We start from the raw sequence: 19,932 nt of genomic DNA, 5'->3' as shown, positions 1-19,932 counted from the left end.
TCTGAATAGTTATTCAAATGTTAGTCGTAATCGCGCCACGGTGCAAGAGGCTTCGTTCATTTCCATGCGGCAAGGCGTGCTATCATCGGCGGACGGTAATTGCCACACAGAAATACATCATGGTCACTCCCAGCGGTAACACAAACATCGACGCGCTCGCCTACATGAGCTGGAATGCGAAGCCGGGAATGCCGCTGACGCTGACCTACAGCTTCCCCATCGCCGCGCCGGCCAATTCGACGGGGGAGGACCGCGCTGGCTTCGTACCGATGACGGCTGCCCAGAAGGGCGATGCGCGCGCGGCCATGGCGACGTGGTCCGCCATCGCCAACGTCACGTTTCGCGAAGTGGCCAGCGGCGGCAAGCTGCTGCTGGCCACCAACGACCAGGGTTTGACCAGCGCGGCGTATGCCTACTACCCGCAGCCGTACGGCACCTCCGCCGTGTACCTGAACAACGACCTGTCGTACAACAACGCGACCACGTCGAATGCCTACCGCATCAACATCCTGGTCCACGAGCTGGGCCACAGTCTCGGCCTGAAACACCCCGGCAACTACAACGCGGGCGGCGGCGGCACGCCCGGCCCCTACCTGCCGGCCGCGCTGGACAACAGCGACTACACGATGATGTCGTACTACGATGGCGCCAGCAAGGCCATTGACGGCAAGCGTCCCGTCGCGCCGATGCTGCTGGACATCCTGGCGATGCAGTACCTGTACGGCGCCAACACGAGCTGGCATGCGGGCAACGACATCTATGCGCTGACCAATACGGCGGCGCCCCAGTGCATCTGGGATGCGGGCGGCGTCAACACGCTCGATTTCTCCGCCTGTACGGGTGCCGTACTGATCGACCTGAACGCCGGCACGTTCAGCGAAACGGCACCGGGCCTGCACAACATCTCGCTGGCCTATGGCGTGGCCGTGCAACGGGCGGTGGCCGGCGCTGGCGGCTCGACGATCCGCGGCAACGACCTCGGCAACACGATCGCGGGCGGCGCCGGAGCCGACGACGTCAGCGGCGGCGCGGGCCACGACGAAATGACGGGTGGCGCAGGCAACGACCGCCTGCGCGGCGGCGGCGGCGACGACCGGCTGGACGGCGGCAACGGCCAGGATACGCTGGACGGCGGCAGCGGCAACGACATCATGCTGGGCGGCCTGGGCGATGACGTGTACTTCGTCGATGCGCCGTCCGACGTCGTGACGGAAAGCGCCAACGGCGGGCGCGACACAGTGCGGACGACGCTGGCGCAGTACGCGCTGGGGCAGGACGTGGAAGACCTGGCGGGCGCCGTGGCGGGCCGCGCCTACCGGCTGACGGGCAACACGCTGGACAACGTCATCGACGGCAACAGCGGCAACGACACCCTGGTGGGCGGTGCCGGCAACGATACGCTGCGCGGCTTGGGCGGGCGCGACAGCCTGCAGGGCGGCGACGGCGACGACTGGCTCGAAGGCGGCGGCGGCAGCGACACGCTGGACGGCGGCGCCGGCAGCGACAGCGCCGTCTTCGCCGGGACCCTGGCGAGCTATGTGCGCTCGCTTCCCGCTGCGGACGACCTGAAGCTGGTCGACAAAGTCTCCGGCGCGCTGGTCCTGGTGCGCAATACGGAGACGCTGGTTTTCGGGGGCGTGTCGTACACGCTGGCGGACCTGCGCGCGGGCCTGGCCGTTGCGGTGCGTGAGCCACTGGTCGGGGGCACGTCGGACGGCGCGGGCGGGGCGCTGCTGGCCGGGACCGCGCGCAACGACCTTCACGTCGTCGCCGCGGCCACCGACGTCATCGTCGAGTCGGCGGGCGGCGGTAACGACACGGCACTCGTCAGGATCGCGGTAGAGGGCTATGGCTGGACGCTGGGGGACAACGTGGAAAACGTCGTGGTGCGCGGCATGACGGCAGGTACCATCACCGGCAATGCCCTGGCCAACCAGATGGAAGGCGACGCCAGCGACAATACGCTGGACGGCGGGGCGGGCGACGACGTGCTGGAGGGCGGCGCCGGGGCGGACCATCTGCTGGGCGGCGCCGGCAGCGACCTGCTGAACGGCGGCCGCGGCGCGGACGTGCTGGAGGGCGGCGCGGGCGACGACATCTATATCGTCGACGATGCCGGCGACGCCGTGCTGGAACTGGCGGATGGCGGCAGCGACCGCGTGCAGACGGCGCTGGCGGCATGGCAGCTCGACGGCGGCATCGAGCAGCTGCGCTTCACCGGCAGCGGCGCGTTTGCCGGTACCGGGAACGAGCTGGACAACCGCTTGACGGGCGGCGGCCGCAACGATCGGCTCGACGGCGGCGCGGGCAACGATACCCTCGTGGGCGGTGGCGGCAGCGATGTGCTGACAGGCGGCAGCGGCAACGACACGTTCGTGCTGCGCCTCGCCGGCGGCATCGATACGGTAACGGACTTCGTCAGCGGCAGCGACCGGCTGGAAATCGCCGTTGGCGCGCACGCCAGGCTGACGATCGTCGGATCCGCCGCCGCAGGCTTGACTGCGGGGCAGGTAGCCAAGGCGATCGGGGTCGCCGACAGCGCCTATGCGATCAGGTCGACCGCGCTGTTCGCCGTCGACGATGGCACGTCGACGGTCGTCTACCGCTTCCAGTCGGTCGACGGCAACGCCACGGTCAGCGCCGGCGAACTGACGCAGGTCGCACTGCTGACAGGCGTGGCAAGCGTAACGGCCGGCGATTTCATCCTGGGTAGCGCCGGACAGGCGCCGATAAAAAGCCGTGGCAGCCTCCGGTCGCGCCGACTCGGGAGGGCGCGGATGGCCGGGGCGACAGCCGAGGGGGCGAGGGGCTGGCCTGGCGGGAGACTGACCCGGCAATCCACCGGCAACGGCCTGCGATCGCCGATCGCCCACTGTCGTCTAAGGCTTCTGCATCTCCGCCAGCACGGCATTGCGCGTCTTCGCATCGAGGCGCGGCAGCACGCGGTTGAACTTCTCGCCGGTGGCGATGGCGGCCACCTGTTCGGACGTGAGCGGCGCCGGCACGGGCACCGGCGGCGCTGGCGCGGGCCGGAAGAACAGCGCTTGCCCGATCAGCACGAGCAGCGCGCCAAAGGCGGCGGCGCCCAGCGCCAGGCCGAGCTGGCGCCGCTCCGGCGTGGCCACCCCGGCAGGCGCTGGTGTTCGCGGTGTCGCCGCCGGGGCCGCGGGTTCGAATTCCGAGACGAGCGGGGCGGGAGCGGCGCCGGCCTGGCGCACCAGCGCGGCCGATGCCGCATCGATGCGCGCCACGTGCCGTTCGACCGCCTCGGCCAGCACGGCTTCGTTCAGCGCGACAAGGGCGAAGATGGGATCGTCCACGTCGACCTTGACGCCCGTCTTCTCGAACACGAGGGTGCGCAGCTTGTGCTGGTCCATGGCGCTCCCCGTTACCAGTCGATCTTGTCGAGCTGGTCGAACAGGTCGCGGAACACGACCTTGATGCGCTGCTTTTCCATCACGTTGAACTTGTCGCTGGCCTTCACTTCGTCGACCGTCATGCGCGCCGTGTTCATCTTCTTGATGTCGGCGCCGAACGTGTCGGCATTGCGCTGAGCCAGCACGACGCGCCCGCGCACCCGGCTGGAATTTTCCGCATAGGTCTGCGATTCGATGAAGGCCTTGCCGGACGCCGACTGGAGCGGGCCGAAATGTTCGTTCTCCCACAGGATCAGCGGCACGTTCGCCGACTTGGCGGTGGAGACGAAGCCCATCGCTGTGTCGTGCAATGTGTCGCCGCCGCCGACGATGGTGTGGATGTAGACCTTGCGGCCGGAATCCTCCAGCAGCGCGAAGCAGTGGTTCTCCAGCAGGTAGGCCAGCAGCGGCGAGAAGGTGTTGGCACCGTTGTCGATGACGCAGTTGCCGTCCGCCTCCAGGATGTCGATCATCAGCGCGTCGAACCGTTTCGGGTCGATCGTGCGCGCTTGCGTCATGACGGGGATGTGCTTGACGTCCAGCGCCTTGTAGCGCGAGAACGTGGTGTTTTCCTGGTCGGTGTCGTAGCAGCGCAGGGGTGTGTCGTCCTTCGCCTTGAGCCACTGCGCGAGGATGGTCGAGACCAGGGTCTTGCCGATGCCGCCTTTACCCTGGAGGATGAAATGAACCGTGTTTTGCATCGAGTCGTTCTCCGAAATGCCGAAATGCCGAAAAAGCATAGCCTGCCCGCGACCCGTGCCGCGGGATTCCAGCTGAACTATACAGGGGCGCGGGCCGCCGCGCGAGGCGGCGCCGGGGGACGTCAATGCTGCGGGACCCCTCGACGGCTCAGTCGATAAAACGCAGCAGCCCCTGCAGCGCATGCACCACGGTCTGCTCGCGCACGGCATGGCGGTCGCCGGAGAAGACCAGGCGTTCCGTATGGACGGTATCGCCATTGGCCCAGCCGAAGCAGACGGTGCCGACGGGCTTGCCGGGCACGGCGCCCGTCGGTCCGGCGATGCCGGTCGTGGACACGGCCACGTGCGCGTTGCTGCTGCCCAGCGCACCTTGCGCCATCGCGGCGGCCACTTCCTCGCTGACACTGCCGAACTGGGCCATCAGGGCCGCAGGCACTTCCAGCAGCTCCGTCTTGGACGCATTGGAATAGGTGACGAACCCGCAATCGAACCAGCCCGTCGACCCGGCGATTTCCGTGATCGCCTGCGCGACGCCACCACCGGTGCACGACTCGGCGGTAACCAGCAGTAATTCCTTTTCCTGCAGCGCGCGCCCTACCTGGGCGGCCAGTTCGTTGATGTCCGTGCTCACGTGTCGCTCCTTTGGCTGTGGCGCCAGGTCCCTGGCTTGTGCGGTCCATTCTAGCGCGCAGTCCCCGCGCACGGCCACGCATGCGGGAAAATATTTGTCAAATGCAAAACACTTGCCTGCATAATCACGCGCCGCCGTCCGCCAACTGAACGATAGAATAGACGCCAGGAGAACATGGTGACGCAAATTCCAGGGCTAACCCGGCGGTGCTGGCAGGTCAAGGCGATCGCGGACCCGTTCGTCCCTGTGCCGGCGCGATGGCGAGGCCGGCCATGATCCGGCTGCGCTCGCTGCGGCACAAGCTGCTGGGCGTGATCGCCATGGTGATCCTGCCGGCCATGCTGGTGTCGATCGGCACGGTGGTAGCCTACGACCTGCATGTCTACCAGCAGACGATCCGCGACGACATGCGTACCCAGGCCGAACTGCTGGGTCACATGAGCGCGCCGGCGCTGACGTTCGACGACCAGCGCCTGGCGCAGGAGAACCTCAGCCTGCTGCGCCTGCGCCCGAAGGTCAACGCGGGCGCCATCTACAACGCCCGTGGCGCGCTGTTCGCCCGTTATGCGGCGCCGGACCAGAAACCCGTCATCCCGCCTCGCGTCGGCCAGCCCGGCTTCCAGTTCCAGGACGGCAAGATGCTGCTGTTCCAGCCCATCTACGACAACGGCGAGCTGCTGGGTACCGTCTACCTGCGCGCCGACTACGAGATGATGGACCGCTTCCTCGACTACCTGCTGATCGGCGTGCTGGCGGCCCTGCTGGCACTGCTGATCGCGTGGCTCGTGATGCGCCGGCTGGCCGAGGTCATCACGCGTCCGATCCTGAACGTGGCCCACGTGGCGCGCGAGGTGATGGCGACGGGCGACGTGTCGCGCCGCGCCGAGCGCCTGGGCGAGGACGAGGTGGCCGAACTGGCCGAGTCGTTCAACAAGATGCTGTCCGATATCGAGAGCCGCAAGCGGGAGCTGGAGAATTCGAACCGCGAGATCGCCCGCGAGGCCGAGCAGCGCACCCTGGCGCAGCAGGAAGTGATGCGCCTGAACGCGGAACTGGAACAGCGCGTGCACGAGCGTACGGTGCAGCTGGAATTGGCCAACGGCGAGCTGGCGATGGCGATGGAGGAGGCGAAAAGCGCCAACCAGGCCAAGTCGGCGTTCCTGTCGTCGATGAGCCACGAGTTGCGCACGCCGCTCAATGCCATCCTCGGCTTCGCCCAGATCCTCACGTCCGACAAGCTGCCGTCCACCCTGGCGCAGAAGAAGGAATTCGCCAGCCATATCCTGAAATCGGGCCGCCACCTGCTGGCGCTGATCAACGAGATCCTCGACCTGGCCAAGATCGAATCGGGCGCGGTGGCATTGTCGATGGAGCCGGTGGCGCTGGCCGACATCCTGCAGGAATGCGAGACGATGATGGCGCCGCTGGCGGGCCAGCGCGGCATCCGCCTGCTGTTCCCCCAGCAGGTCACTTGCAACGTGACGGCCGACCGCACGCGGCTGAAGCAGGTGCTGCTCAACCTGCTGTCGAACGCCATCAAGTACAACCGCGAGGGCGGCGCGGTGGTGGTCGACTGCACCAGCGGCGCGGCCGACGTGTTGCGCGTGTCGGTGCAGGACACGGGCATGGGCCTGAAGCAGGAGCAGGTGCGCATGCTGTTCCAGCCGTTCAACCGGCTGGGCCAGGAGTCCGGCGCGGAGGAAGGCACGGGCATCGGCCTCGTCGTCACGAAGCGGCTGGTGGAGCTGATGGGCGGCACGATCGGTGTCTCCAGCAGCCCTGGCGTGGGCAGCGTGTTCTGGATCGACCTGAAGACCACGCAGCCGGTACCGTCGCCGCTGGAAGGCCTGGTGCCGCCACCGGGCGGCGACGTGCGGCTGCGCGAGCGCGACAACATCACGGTGCTGTACGTGGAAGACAACCCGGCCAACCTGAAGCTGGTGCAGGAGATCATCAGCTTCCGCCCCGAACTGCGCCTCCTGACGGCGCCGGACGGCCAGCTGGGCCTGGAGCTGGCGCGCGCCCACCTGCCGGACCTGATCCTGATGGACATCAACCTGCCCGGCATCAGCGGCCTGGAGGCGCTGCGCCTGTTGCGCGCCGACCCGCGCACGGCGCACATTCCCATCATCGCCCTGACGGCCAACGCCATGCCGCGCGACGTGGAACGGGGAATTGCGGCAGGATTCTTCCGGTACCTGATCAAACCGATCAATATCGACGAATTCACGGAAGCCATCAACAGCACGATTTCCTGGCTCGGGGAACGTGACCATGCCGAGGCCGAAAGGGGGCAATCATGATCAACCGGGCCGACATCCTCCAGGCCAGCATCCTGATCGTCGACGACCAGCCCGTCAACGTGCAGTTGCTGGAATACCTGCTGCAATCGACGGGCTACACCAACGTCAGTTCCACCACCGACCCGCACGTCGTCGCCGCCTGGCACGAGCAGCACCGCTACGACATCATCATCCTCGACCTGCAGATGCCCGGCATGGACGGCTTCGACGTGATGGAGGCGCTGCGTCCGCTGGAGCCGGGCGGCTACCTGCCCGTGCTGGTGGTCACGGCCGAACCGGACAAGAAGCAGGCCGCGCTGGACGCGGGCGCGCGCGACTTCGTCAGCAAGCCGTTCGATCCCGTGGAGGTGCTGACGCGTATCCGCAACCAGATCGAGGTACGGCTGATGCAGCGCGAGGCGCAGCGCCACAACGCGGTGCTGGAGCAGACGGTGCGCGAGCGCACGGCCGACCTGCAGCGCTTTCGCAGCGCGATGGATGCCACGGCCGACGCCATCTTCCTGATCGACACGGGCACGATGGGCCTCGTCGACATCAACGACGGCGCCTGCCGCATGCTGGGCTACACCCGGCGCCAGCTGCTGGCGCTGGAACCGTCCCGGCTCGGCCTGGGCGGCGCCGACGCGCTGCAGCGCCAGGCCCATGCCGCGCTGGCCCATGGCGACCTGCGTTCGCCTACGCTGACGGAAACGGAGCTGCTGCGCCAGGACCACGCCACCGTGCCGGTCGAGGTGTACTGGCAGCTGCAGCAGGAGGGGGCCGAGGCCGGCGCCGCGCGCCAGCGCACGCTGATCTGCGTGGCGCGCGACATCAGCGAGCGCCGTCGCGCCGAGGAGCTGCTGGCGCACGCGGCGCATTACGACAGCCTGACGGGCCTGCTCAACCGCACGCTGTTCTACCGCACGCTGATGGATGCGATCGAGCTGGCGCGCGACAAGGAGTGGCGCATCGTCGTGCTATTCATCGGCCTGGACCGCTTCAAGAACGTCAACGATTCGCTGGGCGCGGGCATGGGCGACCTGCTGCTGCGCGAATTCTCCAACCGGCTGGTGCAGTGCGTGCGCATCCGCGACACGGTAGGGCGCCTGGGTGGCGACGAGTTCGGCCTGATCCTGACGATGACGCGCGACCAGCACGACGCGGTGCTGGTGGCGAACGAAGTGCGCGACGCGTTGCGTGCGCCGTTCCAGCTGGGCGAACACCAGGCCACGTTGACGGCGTCGATCGGCATCGCCGTCTACCCGGATGACGCGGGCGACCCGGAAACGCTGGTCAAGTATGCCAACACGGCGATGACGCAGGCCAAGGAGGCGGGCAGCGATGCCTACCGCTTCTTCACGGCCGGCATGAACGTGCAGGTGCTGGCGCGGCTGGACCTGGAGATGGCGCTGCGGCGCGCGCTGGACCAGGAGGAGCTGGAACTGTACTACCAGCCCAAGGTCAACCTGCACACGGGCCGCATCAGCGGCGCCGAGGCGCTGCTGCGCTGGAACCGGCCCGGCCACGGCATGGTGTACCCGGCCGAATTCGTCAGCGTGCTGGAGGAAACGGGCCTGATCGTGCGCACGGGCGCATGGATCATCGACGCGGCCTGCCGCCAGATCGCCGAGTGGCTGGAGAGTCCGGTGGGGCCGCTGCACATCGCCGTCAACGTGGCGTCGCGCCAGTTCGTCGAGGGCGACCTGGAACGGGACATCAACGAGGCCCTGGAACGGCACGAAGTGCCGCCCGACCTGCTGGAACTGGAGCTGACGGAAACGGCGCTGATGTCGAACGCCGAGCGCACAATCGAGGTGCTGACGAAACTGCGCGAGCTGGGCATCAAGGTGGCCATCGACGACTTCGGCACGGGGTACTCGTCGCTGGCCTACCTGCAGCGCTTCCCCATCGACAAGCTGAAGATCGACATCGCGTTCGTGCGCAACATCACGACTAATCCGAACGACGCGGCGATCGCGCTGGCGATCATCAGCATGGCACACAGCCTGAAGTTGCGCGTGGTGGCGGAGGGCGTCGAGAGCCGTCCGCAACTGGAATACCTGCGCCGCAACCGCTGCGACGAAGTGCAGGGCTTCTTCTTCAGCCGCCCGCTGTCGGCCGTCGACATCGGCCAGCTGGTCGTCGCCGGCAAGACGCTGCCGCCGGACCCGAACGTGGCCGACCAGCCGCCGCAGACGCTCCTGATCGTCGACGACGACGTCAACGTGCTGTCATCGCTGCACCGGCTGTTCCGGCGCGACGGCTACCGTATCCTGACGGCCGCGTCGCCGACGGAAGGCTTCGACCTGCTGGCGCTGCATCCGGTGCAGGTGATCGTGTGCGACCAGCGCATGCCCGTCATGAGCGGCACGGAATTCCTCAGCAAGGTCAAGGACATGTACCCGGACACGATCCGCATCATCCTGTCCGGCTACACGGGGCTGGAAGCGATGCTGGACTCGATCAACCGGGGCGCCATCTACCGCTTCTACACGAAGCCGTGGGACGACATCCAGTTGCGCGACAACATCCGCCTGGCCTTCCACCATTACTGGCTGATGCACGGCAGCGGACGCCAGGCCGGCAAGCCCGGCGAGGATCACACGGCGCTGCCATAGGCGGCTCCAGGCTTGGGGTCTGTCCCTGCGGGACTGACCCCGGTTTTTTTTCGTGGCGGGCGCCTGTCCGCGATGAAAACCGGGGTCGGTCCCTGTGCAGGGACAGACCCCAACCACGCACACGCCATCGGGCCTCACGCGAAGTGATCGAACCCCGCCAAGGCCAGGTCCAGCGCCACGCCAGCAGCGTCGACGAGCCGCAATCCGCCTGCCCCGTCGATGCGCCCCACGCGCGTGACGGCGGTACCGCACCCTGCACCCGCCGCCACGATCTCGTCGCGCCGCGCCGCATCGGCCGTGAAGCACAACTCGTAGTCGTCGCCGCCGGCAGCGGTGAACGCGCGCCGCAGCCGCTGTTCCTGCCGCGCCAGCACGAGCCCGGCCGGCAGTGCGTCCACGTCGAGCGTGGCGCCCACGCCGGAACGGGCCAGGATGTGTCCCAGGTCGCCGACCAGGCCATCGGAGATATCGATGGCCGCGCGCGCCAGGCCGCCTTCGGCCAGCGCCACGCCCAGCGCCACGCGCGGCGTCGGCAGGTGCATGCGCTGGCCGGCTGTCGCCAATGCGTCCGCATCCAGCGCCACCTCGCCCCGCAGGCCTGCCAGCGCCAGGCGCGCGTCGCCCAGCGTGCCGGAGACCCAGATGTCGTCGCCCGGCCGCGCGGCATCGCGCCGCAGCGCCCGGCCCGGCGGCACTGCGCCAAACACCGTGATGCAGATATTGAGGGGGCCCTTGGTCGTATCGCCGCCGATCAGCTGGCAGTCGTGTGTGTCGGCCAGCGCGAACAAGCCGCGCGAGAAGCCGTCCAGCCAGTCGCGGTCCGCTGCCGGCAGCGCCAGTGCCAGGGTAAAGCCGAGCGGCCGCGCGCCCATGGCCGCCAGGTCGGACAAGTTGACGGCCAGGCTTTTATGGCCCAGCCGGCAGGGATCCTCGCCGGCAAAGAAGTGGCGCCCCTCGACCAGCATGTCGGACGAAATGGCCATCTGCATGCCCGGCGCCGGCGCCAGCAGCGCGCAATCGTCGCCGATGCCCAGCGCCGCACGCTGGGGCCCGGTACCGGCAGGGCGGTCGAAGTACTGCTTGATCAGGTCGAATTCGGAAAGCATGCGCGCATTGTACCGAAGGGGCCAGCCACGGGTGCCGTGGCCCCTGGCAGCTGACGGGCGCCGCATTCCTTCAGCCAGTCGGTGAATACCGATACCCGCGACGAGCCTTGCAGGCGGCCTACCGCAAAGGCATACGAGCCCGTCTCGACGCGTTTTGGATCCAGCAGTTGCAGTGCACTGCTCTGCAACATCGTGTCGATGAAGGCCTCGGGCACGACCAGCACGCCCAGGCCCTGCACGGCCGCCTGGATCGCCAGGACCGTGTTGTCGAATTCCAGCGTCGGTTCGAGCAGCCGGCCATCGATGCCATGGGCCTTGCTCCAGCTGGGCCACAGGTCGCGCCTGGAGCGTGTGCCGATCCGGGGCACGTCGTGCAGCCAGTCGTGATTGCCCGAAAACGGCAGCACCATCTTCGCGGCGAACGTGGCGCTGGCAACCAGCACGGACCGTTCGGCCAGGAACGTCTGGGCCGGCAGCCCGCGCAGCTCGGACGGGTCGCGCCGGATGAAGACGTCCACCGGAGCGGAGGGATTGATGACGCCGTCCATTGTCCTGACGTGGACCTGGACATGGGGATGGCGCTGCCGGAATCCGTGCAGCTGCGGAATCAGCCAGTGCATCGCCAGCGTCACGCTGGTGTCCACCAGGATCGATATGTGGCGCTGGTCGCGATGGACCGGGTTCACGGCCTCGACCAGTTCCGCCATCCGGTCGGCCACGCGGTCGTATAGATCCTGGCCATAAGGGGTCAGCCTGGCCGAGTTGCCGCTGCCCCGGTCGAACAGTACCTGCTTCAGATGCCCCTCCAGGGTCTGGATCTGGCGGCTGATGGCGCCCGGTGTCAAATTCAGGAATTGCGCCGCCTGTCGAAATCCCCCTTCTGTCACGACAACACAAAAGACGTGTAAAGCGGTCAGTGGAGGACGAGTCGGCATTGTTGGAGAAACCAGGCGTTGAGGATTAATCAACACATGTTACCAAAAACTCGTTTGATTGTTGAAGAGGGCCGGACTCAAACTGTGAAATATTACAGTTTGATGACATGCGATGCCTTATTCCCCGATCATGCCGTTATTATCGATAAGCCTGCTGCTTTCATGGGGCAGCCTGTATTACGCCTTTCCGGTCCTGGCACCGGCAATGCAATCGGACTTCCAAGGTGATAGTGACGTCCTGACGGGCGCCTTTTCTGTCGCTTTATTAATTTGGGGGCTGGCGACATATCCCGTCGGCCTTGCATTGGACCGTTTTGGTGCCCGCGCCGTAATGACGAGCGGGGCGCTCCTCGCTGCCGTCGGTTTTATCGGGCTGTATATCGTCGAGTCGGTCTCGATGTTTTATCTGCTGTGGTCCGCATTAGGCCTGGCGATGGCGATGACGCTCTATGAGCCGGCGTTTGCGCTGATCGTGCAGAACTATCCGGAAGGGCAGAAACGGCGGATTGGCTGGTTGACCATCGCCGGCGGCCTTGCCAGTACCGTGTTCTGGCCACTCAGCTATTACCTGGGCGAACACGCGGGCTGGCGCCATGCGATGCTGCTGTTCGCGGCGTTGCACCTGCTCGCCTGCCTGGCGCTGATGGCCGTGCACCTGCCGCGCGAGCGAATCGTGGCGGCAACGCGGCGGCAGCCGTCGCCGCCGGCCTGCCCGGGGCCCGCCCGCGTGCCCCAGCGTGCGGCCATGGTTCACCTGTCGCTGTGCTTCGCGGTGTATGGCTTCATCACGGCGGCGCTGGCCGTGCAGGCGATTCCCCTGCTGGCCGCGCGCGGTTTCGATACCGCGACGGCATTGCTGCTGGCGTCGTGCATTGGCCCCATGCAGGTCGCCGGCCGGGCACTGGACATGGTGCTCGGCAGCCGGTTCGATGCGCGCCGTGCCGGCCTGGGCACCTTGACGCTGCTGTCGCTGTCGATCGCCGCGTTGTGGCTGGCCCAATGGTGGCCCGCGCTTGCCGTTGTCTTCGTCATCGCCTACGGGCTTGCGGTTGGCCTGTTGACGGTCGTTCGTGCCATGGCGCCGCTGGAACTCGCGGCCGCCGCGAAGTACGCGTCCAGCAGCGGCTTGCTGGGCGCCCCGTCGCTGGTGGCGCGTGCCGCCGGTCCGGTCGGCGCCGCCTCGCTGGCCAAGGCGTGCGGGAGTCAGAGCGGTGTCCTGCTGGTCCTGCTGGCCGGCTCGCTGATCGGTCTCTGGCTGTTCGCGCGTGCGTGGTCCTTTACCCCGGTGCCAGCATGAACGCCACGTTACAGCGCTTCGGCTACCCCGCGTCCGTCGTCCGGAAATACCAGCACTGGTCCGTGCTGATCCGGCCCGCGCAGATCACCCCGTTCTGCTGCGTCATCGCAGCCCACGCACCCGTGCTCAGCCTGGGTGCGCTGCCGCCCGCGGCGGGCGCCGAATTCCCGGCCGTCGTGCGCGCCTTCGAGGCGACGGTCCGGCGGCTCGCGCCGGCGATGAAATTCAATTACCTGGCCTTGATGATGGTCGATCCGAATCCGCATTTCCACGCGATACCGCGCTACGCCGTGCCATTCACGTTGGGCGACGCCAGTTTCAGCGATACCGCCTATCCGAAGCCGGTCAATCCATTGGCCGACCTGGCGGTAGGACCGGCGACATTGGAGCAATGGCGCACGCTGCTTGCCGATCATTGGATCGACCCGGCGTAATGCATTAATCGGCTTGACTTGCCAGTCCAGCGGATTGCCGATCGCGGCAATCTTTTTATCGTGCGTTAAAACAGGAGAACCAAGAAAATGCTCAGCTCAGACCAACGTCGGACGCAGTTGAAGAAATTACTGAACAGCAAGCGCTGCTTGCGCGCGCTCGAAGCGCACAGCCCGATTTCCGCGCTGCTTGCCCAGCACGCCTCGTTCGACCTCGCGCCGGGCAAATCGGTCGGCTATGACGCCATCTGGTCGAGTTCGTTGACGGATTCCACCCACAAGGGCTTGCCGGATATCGAGATTCTCAGCGCCAGCAACCGCCTGCTGAATGTGCAGGAAATCTTCGAGGTATGCTCGCTGCCGATGATTTTCGACGGCGATACCGGGGGCAAACCCGAGCATTTCGCATTGCACATCAGGGCGCTGGAACGTGCCGGTGTCTCGGCCGTGGTGATCGAGGACAAGCGCGGCTTGAAGAAGAATTCCCTGCTGGGCAATGACGTGGTCCAGCACCAGGATTCGATCGAGGAATTCAGCGAGAAAATCCGCGCCGGCCGCGCGAGCCTGCGTACCGACGACTTCATGATCGTTGCCCGTTGCGAAAGCCTGATCCTCGACCAGGGCATGGACGACGCCTTGCAGCGTTGCCTCGCCTACGTCGCCGCCGGCGCCCACGGCATCATGATCCACAGCCGCAAGAAGGACGGCCAGGAGATCATCGAATTCGCCCGGCTGTTCCGCCAGGTCCATCCGGACGTGCCGCTGATCTGCGTGCCGACCAGCTATGCCCACCTGAAGTTCGAGGAACTGGAGAACGCCGGCTTCAACGTCGTGATCTATGCCAACCACATGCTGCGCAGCGCCTACCTGGCGATGAAGGACGTGGCCGAGGACATCCTGCGCAACGGCCGCACGCTCGAGGTCGAGCCGCGCTGCCTGGGGATCGACGACATCCTGCGCCTGATTCCAGGCACGGTCTGACGCCGCGCGGGCACTGTCCGCAGGCGTCACGGGAGAAACCGAAGAGCCGGCAGTACCGCATCGCACCGATGCGCACCGCCGTAACACCATTACAAGAAAGAGATCCATGAAACTCGCCGAACGCACAACAAAAATAGCTCCGCCAGGCACGTCCAGGATGCGCACGATCGCCAACGAACTGAAAGAGCAGGGCGCCCACGTCATCAACTTCGCCGCGGGCGAACTCGATGTCGACACGCTCGACATCGTCAAGGAAGGCGCCCGCCAGGCCATCGACAAGGGCCGCAACATCTACACGCCAGCGCTGGGCACGCCGGCGCTGCGCAAGCAGCTGGCCGCGCTGGTGTCGCGCCACACGGGCACCGACTACGCCCAGGGTGAAGTCGGCCTGACGGCCGGTGCCAAGCAGGCGCTGTACAACGCCGCCATGGTGCTGCTGGACCCGGACGACGAAGTGATCATTCCGAATCCCTACTGGGTCACGTTCCCCACGCAGGTGGAGCTGGCCGGGGCCCGGCCCGTGTTTGTCGAAACCCGGCCGCACGGCTACAAGCTGCTGGCCAGTGTCGTCGAGGAAGCCATCACCCCGAAGACCAAGGTCATCATCATCAATTCCCCCAACAACCCGACCGGCGTGATGTACGACGCCGCCGAACTGGCGAAGATCGCCGCGCTGGCGCTGGCAAAGGATATCTGGATCGTGTTCGACGAGTGCTATGCGTCGCTGGTCCGCTCGGGCCACCGCCACGAGCACCTGCTGGCACTCGAGCCGCGCCTGAAGGACCGCCTCGTCATCGTCAACTCGTTCTCCAAGAGCCACGCACTGACCGGCTGGCGGCTGGGTTACGTGGCGGCGCCGGCGCCGGTCGTCAAGGCGATGGAAAACCTGCAGGGCCACACGACCTCCAACCCCAGCAGCGTCGCGCAATACGCGATCAGCCACGCACTGGAGCACGACGACGGCCAGTTCATCGCCCGGGTCAACACCATGCTGGACGAACGGCTGCGCCGGGCGCTGGCTATCGTGGCACGCATGCCCGCGGTGACGGTGGCGCCCGCGCAGGGCGCGTTCTACCTGTTCCTGGACGTCTCGGCCCACCTGGGCAAGTCGCTCGACGGCACCACCGTCGCCGACGTCGACCAGTTCTGCGAGCTGGCATTGCGCTCGGCGCAGATCGCGCTGGTGTCCGGTGCCGCGTTCGGCGATCCGACCAGCGTGCGGATCTCCTATGCCATCAGCACGGACGACGTCGTCGAAGGGCTGGAGCGCCTTCTGACGCTGCTGGAGCGGCTGCGCTAGCGTCCGCAAGCTCACCGACAACCGACACGCCGCACCCGCCGCCGGCCCCGCGCCGGCGGCAGGGCGGGGCATCGCTCATCCATATCATCCAGGACACCATCATGACCAACAACGATATCGCCACGGCCGCCGCCGACACCCACGCCATCGTCCTCGCCGCGGGCCTGGGCACCCGCCTGAAGGAAAATACCAAAGCCACGCCGAAGTGCCTGGTTCCCGTCTCCGCACGGCCCATCCTCGACCGCTTGCTGGACAACCTGGTCCGGCTGGGCATCGGCCGCGCCACCATCGTGGTCGGCTACCTCGATCACGCGATCCGCGAATTTGCCGCCCACTGGGTGCTGGCCAACAATGCGCCGATCGAAGTGGACTTCGTCCTCAACGAGCGCTACGCGGAAACGGGTTCGCTGTGCTCGCTCGAGCTGGCGCTGCGGCACCTGGACGGCACGCGCGACGAACGGCACCTGCTGCTGATCGAAGGCGACGTCGTGATCGACATCGAGCTGCTGGCCCGGCTGCTGCGGCAGACGGCGGCCACGGGCGCGGCGGCGACCCTGTTGGCGCCCTACGAACCGGCCCTGAACGGCACGTTCGCCACGGTGGCGCAGGGTGTCGTGACTGGCTGGCTGCACGAAAGCGTGCGCGCGCCCGGCTTCGACCTGGAGGGCAGCTTCAAGACCGTCAACCTGACCACCGTCCCGCGCGGCCACGCCCGCCATCGACTGCTGGCCCAGGCCAGCGCCGTGATCGCGCAGCGCGGTCCCAAGGCACCGCTGGAGTATGCGATGCAGAACCTGGTGGCCGAGGGCCTGCGCATCGACGCCGTCCCGACCGACGGCCTGCCGTGGTTCGAGGTCGATACGCCGGAAGACCTGGCCATCGCCAACGATCTGTTCCCGCCACTGCCCGCAGCGGCCTGAGCGCGGTCGCGCGCACGCAATCGAGAACGTGGAAAACTACATGCTGGAATTTTTTGATTACGCGCTCATCGGGCCCATACGCTGGGCCCTGATGTCCGCGCTGGAACTGGGTTATGCGGTCAGCGGGAGCCATGGGATCTCCCTGCTGTTCCTCAGTGTCTTCTTCAACCTGCTGCTGGTGCCGGCCTACCACTGGGCCGAGAAGCTGCAGCGCATGGAACGGGACGTACAGCGCCTGATGCGGCCGAAGCTCGACGAGTTCAAGGCCGTGTTCAAGGGCCAGGAACTGCACATGATGCTGCGCCAGCTGTACAAGCTGCACGGCTATCGTCCGGTCTACGCCCTGCGCGCCGTGGCGCCGCTGATGATCCAGGTCCCGTTCTTCATTGCCGCGTATGGCCTGCTGACGCACTACGAGCCTTTCCGCGGTGCGTCGTTCCTGTTCCTGCCGGACCTGGCACAGCCGGACGGCCTGCTGGGCGGGATCAACCTGATGCCGCTGCTGATGACGGCCGTCAACCTGTATGCCCTGAACCTGTATGCACGCCAGCTGCCGCGGGCCGACTGGGCGCAAGGCGTCGTCGTGGCGCTGGTCTTCCTGGCGCTGCTGTACGAGTCGCCCAGCGGCCTGGTGTTGTACTGGACCTTCAACAACGTCCTGTCCGTCGTGAAGAGCCTGTGGTACACGCGCGGCCTGCCGCGCGATACGGCAGCGCCGTCGCATTTCGCTTCCCTGCTGGCGGAGATCCGCGACACCTGGCGCAGCGGACGCTCGGCCCGGCTGGTGGGCAGCCTGGGGCCGTCGCTGAAAAGCAGCTACGCGCTGGCGTGCGCCAGCCTGTTCATGCTCGTGCTGGTCGCGCTGCCGATCGGCTTCACCAGCCTGGAAGACAATGTCGACGGCCTGGGCGGCTATACCGGCTTCTTCCTGCTTGTCAGCCTGTGCGCGGCACTGCTGGTGGGTATCGTGTGCGCCATCTGGTACCGGCTGGTGGGCCGGACCTGGCATGCCTGGAGCACCTACGCCGCCTTCACCGCCACGCTGCTGGCATTGGCGTTCGCGTTTGTCCACCAGCCCGATGCGGGCATGCTGGACAACTTCACCTTCTTCACGCCGAAAGCACTGGCACCGAGCGTGTCCAAGCTGGTCCTCGATATCTGCCTGGTCGCCGTCGTCGGCGTGCTGACGTGGTGGATCGCGATCCGCCATGCCGCCGTGATGAAGCACGCGATGGCGATCGTGCTGCTGGCCAGCGTGCTCAGTGCCGCGATCAGCATCGTCTCGCTGGACCGGCGCATCGCCACCAATCTGGCCGCCTCGCAGCCCGACGACGTCAAGCTGTTCCGCTATTCGACGACCCAGCCGAACGTGCTGCTGGTGTTCCTGGACGGCGCCATGAGCGGCTACCTGCCGGCCATCCTGGAGGATGAGCCGCAACTGAAGGCGCAGCTGAAAGGCTTCAAGTGGTACCCCAACGTGATCTCCACCGGCAACCGGACCATCAACGGCCTGCCGTCCGTCTTCGGCGGCGAAGACTACACGGTGGGTGGCATCAATGCGCGGAGCCAGGGCACCCTGAAGGAGAAGGTAACGGACGCCTACCGGGTGTACATCGATAACTTCCACGCCAAGGGTTACGAGGTGCAGTACTCCGACCCGTTCTGGTATGGGCTCGTGCGCACCGGCGACTGCGAGCTGTTCAACGCGCAGTACGAGAAAGAGGGCAAGGCCCGCTGCATCCACTCGATCGGCCATGGCGTCAAACAGCGCAAGCTGGCGGTCACGGCGGACAAGAAGACCGACTTCTTCTTCGGCCTGGCGCAGCAGTACGCCGCGCTGACGGCATTCCGGATCGCGCCCCACTCGCTGAAGAACGCGGTCTACGACGACGCCAAGTGGCTGTCGATGTCGTTCGCGTGGAAGAAGCGCATGGACAAATACCTCAACAACTACTTCAGCCTGGGCTCGATGCCGGCATTGTCCAAGGTGGACGCAGGCAAGCCGACCTTCAACTTCATCACGAACGAGACGCCGCGCGCCACGTTCCTGCTCGATGACGCGTGCCTGCCGGACGATGCGCAAAACACGGCGCTGCGCCGCAAGGCGGGCCGCTTCGCCGACCATGAGACGCAGAAGATCTATGAGACCCACCGCTGCGTGCTGCGCGGCGTGGGCCAGTTCATGGACTGGATGCGCAAGGAGGGCGTTGCCGACAATACCTACGTGGTGTTCGCGTCGGACCATGGCTGGGTCTCCGACAATCCGCTGCTGGACGGTATCAAGGGCCAGCAAGTGTTCTCGATGTACCAGTCGTTCCTGATGGTGAAGGACTTCAACAGCAACGACGACCTGCAGAGCGACCCCACCTGGATCGCCAACTACAAGGTCGCGGGCCTGATCTGCGACAAGATCGGCGGTTGCCAGGATCGGGCGACGGGCAAGACCATCCGCTATTCGCCGCTGGTCGGACCGGTGACGCTGTATGAAACGCCATGGCAGCCGGCCGGCCAGACGCTGAACAACTACGTTGTCGATGCCATGCACCAGAACAATGGCCCGGTCGGCCTGCAGGCGAGCTGGAGCATGGAGGCCCCGCCCGACCGGATGCTGGCCGAACGGCCGGCCAGCCAGCTGACCAGTTCCCGTTAAACCAGGCAGGACAACCTCATGACCAACACTTACTGGCTCTACATCGTCATGGTGATCTTCACCGTTTCCAGTCCCGGCCCGGGCGTGCTGATGACATTGGACAATGCCATCGCCAACGGCTGGCGCGCCTCGCTGTCCGGTGTCATCGGGCTGGCCCTGGGCGCGGCCGTGATGGCCGGCCTGACGTCGGCCGGGATCGGGCTGCTGATCCGGTCTTCGCAACCGCTGTTCCTGTTCCTCAAGTACTGTGGCGTGGCCTACCTGTTCTACCTTGCCTACATCACGTGGAACCGCGACGTGCGGCAGATCGCCCAGCAGGCGGCCAACGGCCAGCGTGGCGACCAGGCAGGGCGCTGGGCGCGCCTGCTGCGTGGCGTGCTGCTGCAGACCAGCAACCCGAAATCGCTGCTGTTCTTCCTGTCGGTGCTGCCCCAGGTTGTCGAGAGCACGTCATCCGGCCGGCCGCTGCCCTTGCCGGTGGCGATCGCAACCTATTGCGTCGTCCTGATCCTGATCCATGCCGTGTATGCCGCGCTTGCCGCCAGGGCCCGCACCTGGCTCAGCCAGCCCAAGGCGGCCAGGCTGCTGTCGCGCCTGAGCGCGGCCATGTTCTTCGCCTTCGGCATCACGATGCTGTCCCTGAAATTCTGAAACCACGTACGGG

The 19,932-nt window shown here is 66.5% G+C and carries 13 protein-coding genes and 1 pseudogene; 10 read left to right on the top strand and 4 right to left on the bottom strand.

Annotated features, from left to right (window positions below):
* Positions 1-17: 17 nt before the first annotated feature.
* Positions 18-2,360, top strand: a pseudogene (locus PX653_RS18320) (M10 family metallopeptidase C-terminal domain-containing protein); the annotation flags it as partial.
* A gap of 1,028 nt (positions 2,361-3,388) precedes the next feature.
* Here the strand turns inward: PX653_RS18320 and PX653_RS18315 are convergent.
* Both PX653_RS18315 and PX653_RS18310 read right to left on the bottom strand, forming a co-directional pair.
* Positions 3,389-4,117 (bottom strand): P-loop NTPase family protein, encoded by a 729-nt coding sequence (locus PX653_RS18315; RefSeq protein ID WP_277414181.1) that lies wholly within the window; start codon positions 4,115-4,117, stop codon positions 3,389-3,391.
* 148 nt (positions 4,118-4,265) lie between these two features.
* Positions 4,266-4,748: a CinA family protein gene (locus tag PX653_RS18310; protein ID WP_277414180.1), complete on the bottom strand. Its 483-nt coding sequence runs from the start codon at positions 4,746-4,748 to the stop codon at positions 4,266-4,268.
* 272 nt (positions 4,749-5,020) lie between these two features.
* Between PX653_RS18310 and PX653_RS18305 the strand changes: the two genes are divergently transcribed.
* Together PX653_RS18305 and PX653_RS18300 are read left to right on the top strand one after the other, a co-directional pair.
* On the top strand, positions 5,021-7,051 hold the full coding sequence (locus PX653_RS18305; RefSeq protein ID WP_277414179.1) for a sensor histidine kinase, YfiR-like protein-associated: 2,031 nt from the start codon (positions 5,021-5,023) through the stop codon (positions 7,049-7,051).
* On the top strand, positions 7,048-9,648 hold the full coding sequence (locus PX653_RS18300; RefSeq protein WP_277414178.1) for an EAL domain-containing protein: 2,601 nt from the start codon (positions 7,048-7,050) through the stop codon (positions 9,646-9,648). Before PX653_RS18305 ends, PX653_RS18300 begins: the two co-directional genes overlap by 4 nt.
* A gap of 134 nt (positions 9,649-9,782) precedes the next feature.
* On the opposite strand, the gene thiL is transcribed toward PX653_RS18300, so the two are convergent.
* Both thiL and PX653_RS18290 read right to left on the bottom strand, forming a co-directional pair.
* Positions 9,783-10,754: a thiamine-phosphate kinase gene (gene thiL / locus PX653_RS18295; protein ID WP_277414177.1), complete on the bottom strand. Its 972-nt coding sequence runs from the start codon at positions 10,752-10,754 to the stop codon at positions 9,783-9,785.
* Positions 10,733-11,689 carry a LysR family transcriptional regulator gene (locus tag PX653_RS18290; RefSeq protein WP_277418599.1) on the bottom strand — a complete coding sequence of 319 codons (957 nt, stop codon included), beginning with the start codon at positions 11,687-11,689 and terminating at the stop codon, positions 10,733-10,735. Before PX653_RS18290 ends, thiL begins: the two co-directional genes overlap by 22 nt.
* A gap of 112 nt (positions 11,690-11,801) precedes the next feature.
* On the opposite strand from PX653_RS18290, the gene PX653_RS18285 reads away from it, so the two are divergent.
* The 7 genes from PX653_RS18285 (at position 11,802) to PX653_RS18255 (ending at position 19,919) form a co-directional block, all read left to right on the top strand.
* The gene (locus PX653_RS18285) at positions 11,802-12,986 is read left to right on the top strand and encodes an MFS transporter (RefSeq protein WP_277414176.1); all 1,185 of its coding nucleotides are present in this window, start codon (positions 11,802-11,804) and stop codon (positions 12,984-12,986) included.
* A complete protein-coding gene (locus PX653_RS18280) occupies positions 12,983-13,420 on the top strand; it encodes a hypothetical protein (RefSeq protein WP_277414175.1) in 438 nt (145 codons plus the stop codon). The genes PX653_RS18285 and PX653_RS18280 overlap by 4 nt, the downstream gene beginning before the upstream one ends.
* Positions 13,421-13,507: 87 nt before the next feature.
* Positions 13,508-14,398, top strand: a complete 891-nt coding sequence (gene aepX / locus PX653_RS18275) for a phosphoenolpyruvate mutase (protein WP_277414174.1) — start codon at positions 13,508-13,510, stop codon at positions 14,396-14,398.
* A 106-nt stretch (positions 14,399-14,504) separates the two neighbouring features.
* Positions 14,505-15,698: a pyridoxal phosphate-dependent aminotransferase gene (locus tag PX653_RS18270; RefSeq protein ID WP_277414173.1), complete on the top strand. Its 1,194-nt coding sequence runs from the start codon at positions 14,505-14,507 to the stop codon at positions 15,696-15,698.
* A gap of 101 nt (positions 15,699-15,799) precedes the next feature.
* Positions 15,800-16,618, top strand: coding sequence for a phosphocholine cytidylyltransferase family protein (locus tag PX653_RS18265; protein ID WP_277414172.1), 819 nt, complete (start codon positions 15,800-15,802; stop codon positions 16,616-16,618).
* A gap of 40 nt (positions 16,619-16,658) precedes the next feature.
* Entirely contained in the window at positions 16,659-19,268 is a 2,610-nt protein-coding gene (locus PX653_RS18260; RefSeq protein WP_277414171.1) for a YidC/Oxa1 family membrane protein insertase, read from the top strand.
* An 18-nt stretch (positions 19,269-19,286) separates the two neighbouring features.
* Positions 19,287-19,919 carry a LysE family translocator gene (locus PX653_RS18255; protein ID WP_277414170.1) on the top strand — a complete coding sequence of 211 codons (633 nt, stop codon included), beginning with the start codon at positions 19,287-19,289 and terminating at the stop codon, positions 19,917-19,919.
* Positions 19,920-19,932 lie beyond the last annotated feature (13 nt).

This window comes from Pseudoduganella chitinolytica (genome assembly GCF_029028125.1).
Classification (GTDB): Bacteria; Pseudomonadota; Gammaproteobacteria; order Burkholderiales; family Burkholderiaceae_D; genus Rugamonas; species Rugamonas chitinolytica.
The sequence above is the reverse complement of the archived record's forward strand: the minus strand, read 5'-3'. Positions and strand labels throughout refer to the sequence as shown.

Coding starts and splice junctions, on each gene's coding strand:
- thiL (WP_277414177.1), bottom strand. CDS start 10,754: ATGCTTTCCGAATTCGACCTGATCAAGCAGTACTTCGACCGCCCTGCC.
- PX653_RS18280 (WP_277414175.1), top strand. CDS start 12,983: ATGAACGCCACGTTACAGCGCTTCGGCTACCCCGCGTCCGTCGTCCGG.
- PX653_RS18285 (WP_277414176.1), top strand. CDS start 11,802: ATGCCTTATTCCCCGATCATGCCGTTATTATCGATAAGCCTGCTGCTT.
- aepX (WP_277414174.1), top strand. CDS start 13,508: ATGCTCAGCTCAGACCAACGTCGGACGCAGTTGAAGAAATTACTGAAC.
- PX653_RS18315 (WP_277414181.1), bottom strand. CDS start 4,117: ATGCAAAACACGGTTCATTTCATCCTCCAGGGTAAAGGCGGCATCGGC.
- PX653_RS18260 (WP_277414171.1), top strand. CDS start 16,659: ATGCTGGAATTTTTTGATTACGCGCTCATCGGGCCCATACGCTGGGCC.
- PX653_RS18265 (WP_277414172.1), top strand. CDS start 15,800: ATGACCAACAACGATATCGCCACGGCCGCCGCCGACACCCACGCCATC.
- PX653_RS18290 (WP_277418599.1), bottom strand. CDS start 11,689: ATGCCGACTCGTCCTCCACTGACCGCTTTACACGTCTTTTGTGTTGTC.
- PX653_RS18270 (WP_277414173.1), top strand. CDS start 14,505: ATGAAACTCGCCGAACGCACAACAAAAATAGCTCCGCCAGGCACGTCC.
- PX653_RS18255 (WP_277414170.1), top strand. CDS start 19,287: ATGACCAACACTTACTGGCTCTACATCGTCATGGTGATCTTCACCGTT.
- PX653_RS18305 (WP_277414179.1), top strand. CDS start 5,021: ATGATCCGGCTGCGCTCGCTGCGGCACAAGCTGCTGGGCGTGATCGCC.
- PX653_RS18300 (WP_277414178.1), top strand. CDS start 7,048: ATGATCAACCGGGCCGACATCCTCCAGGCCAGCATCCTGATCGTCGAC.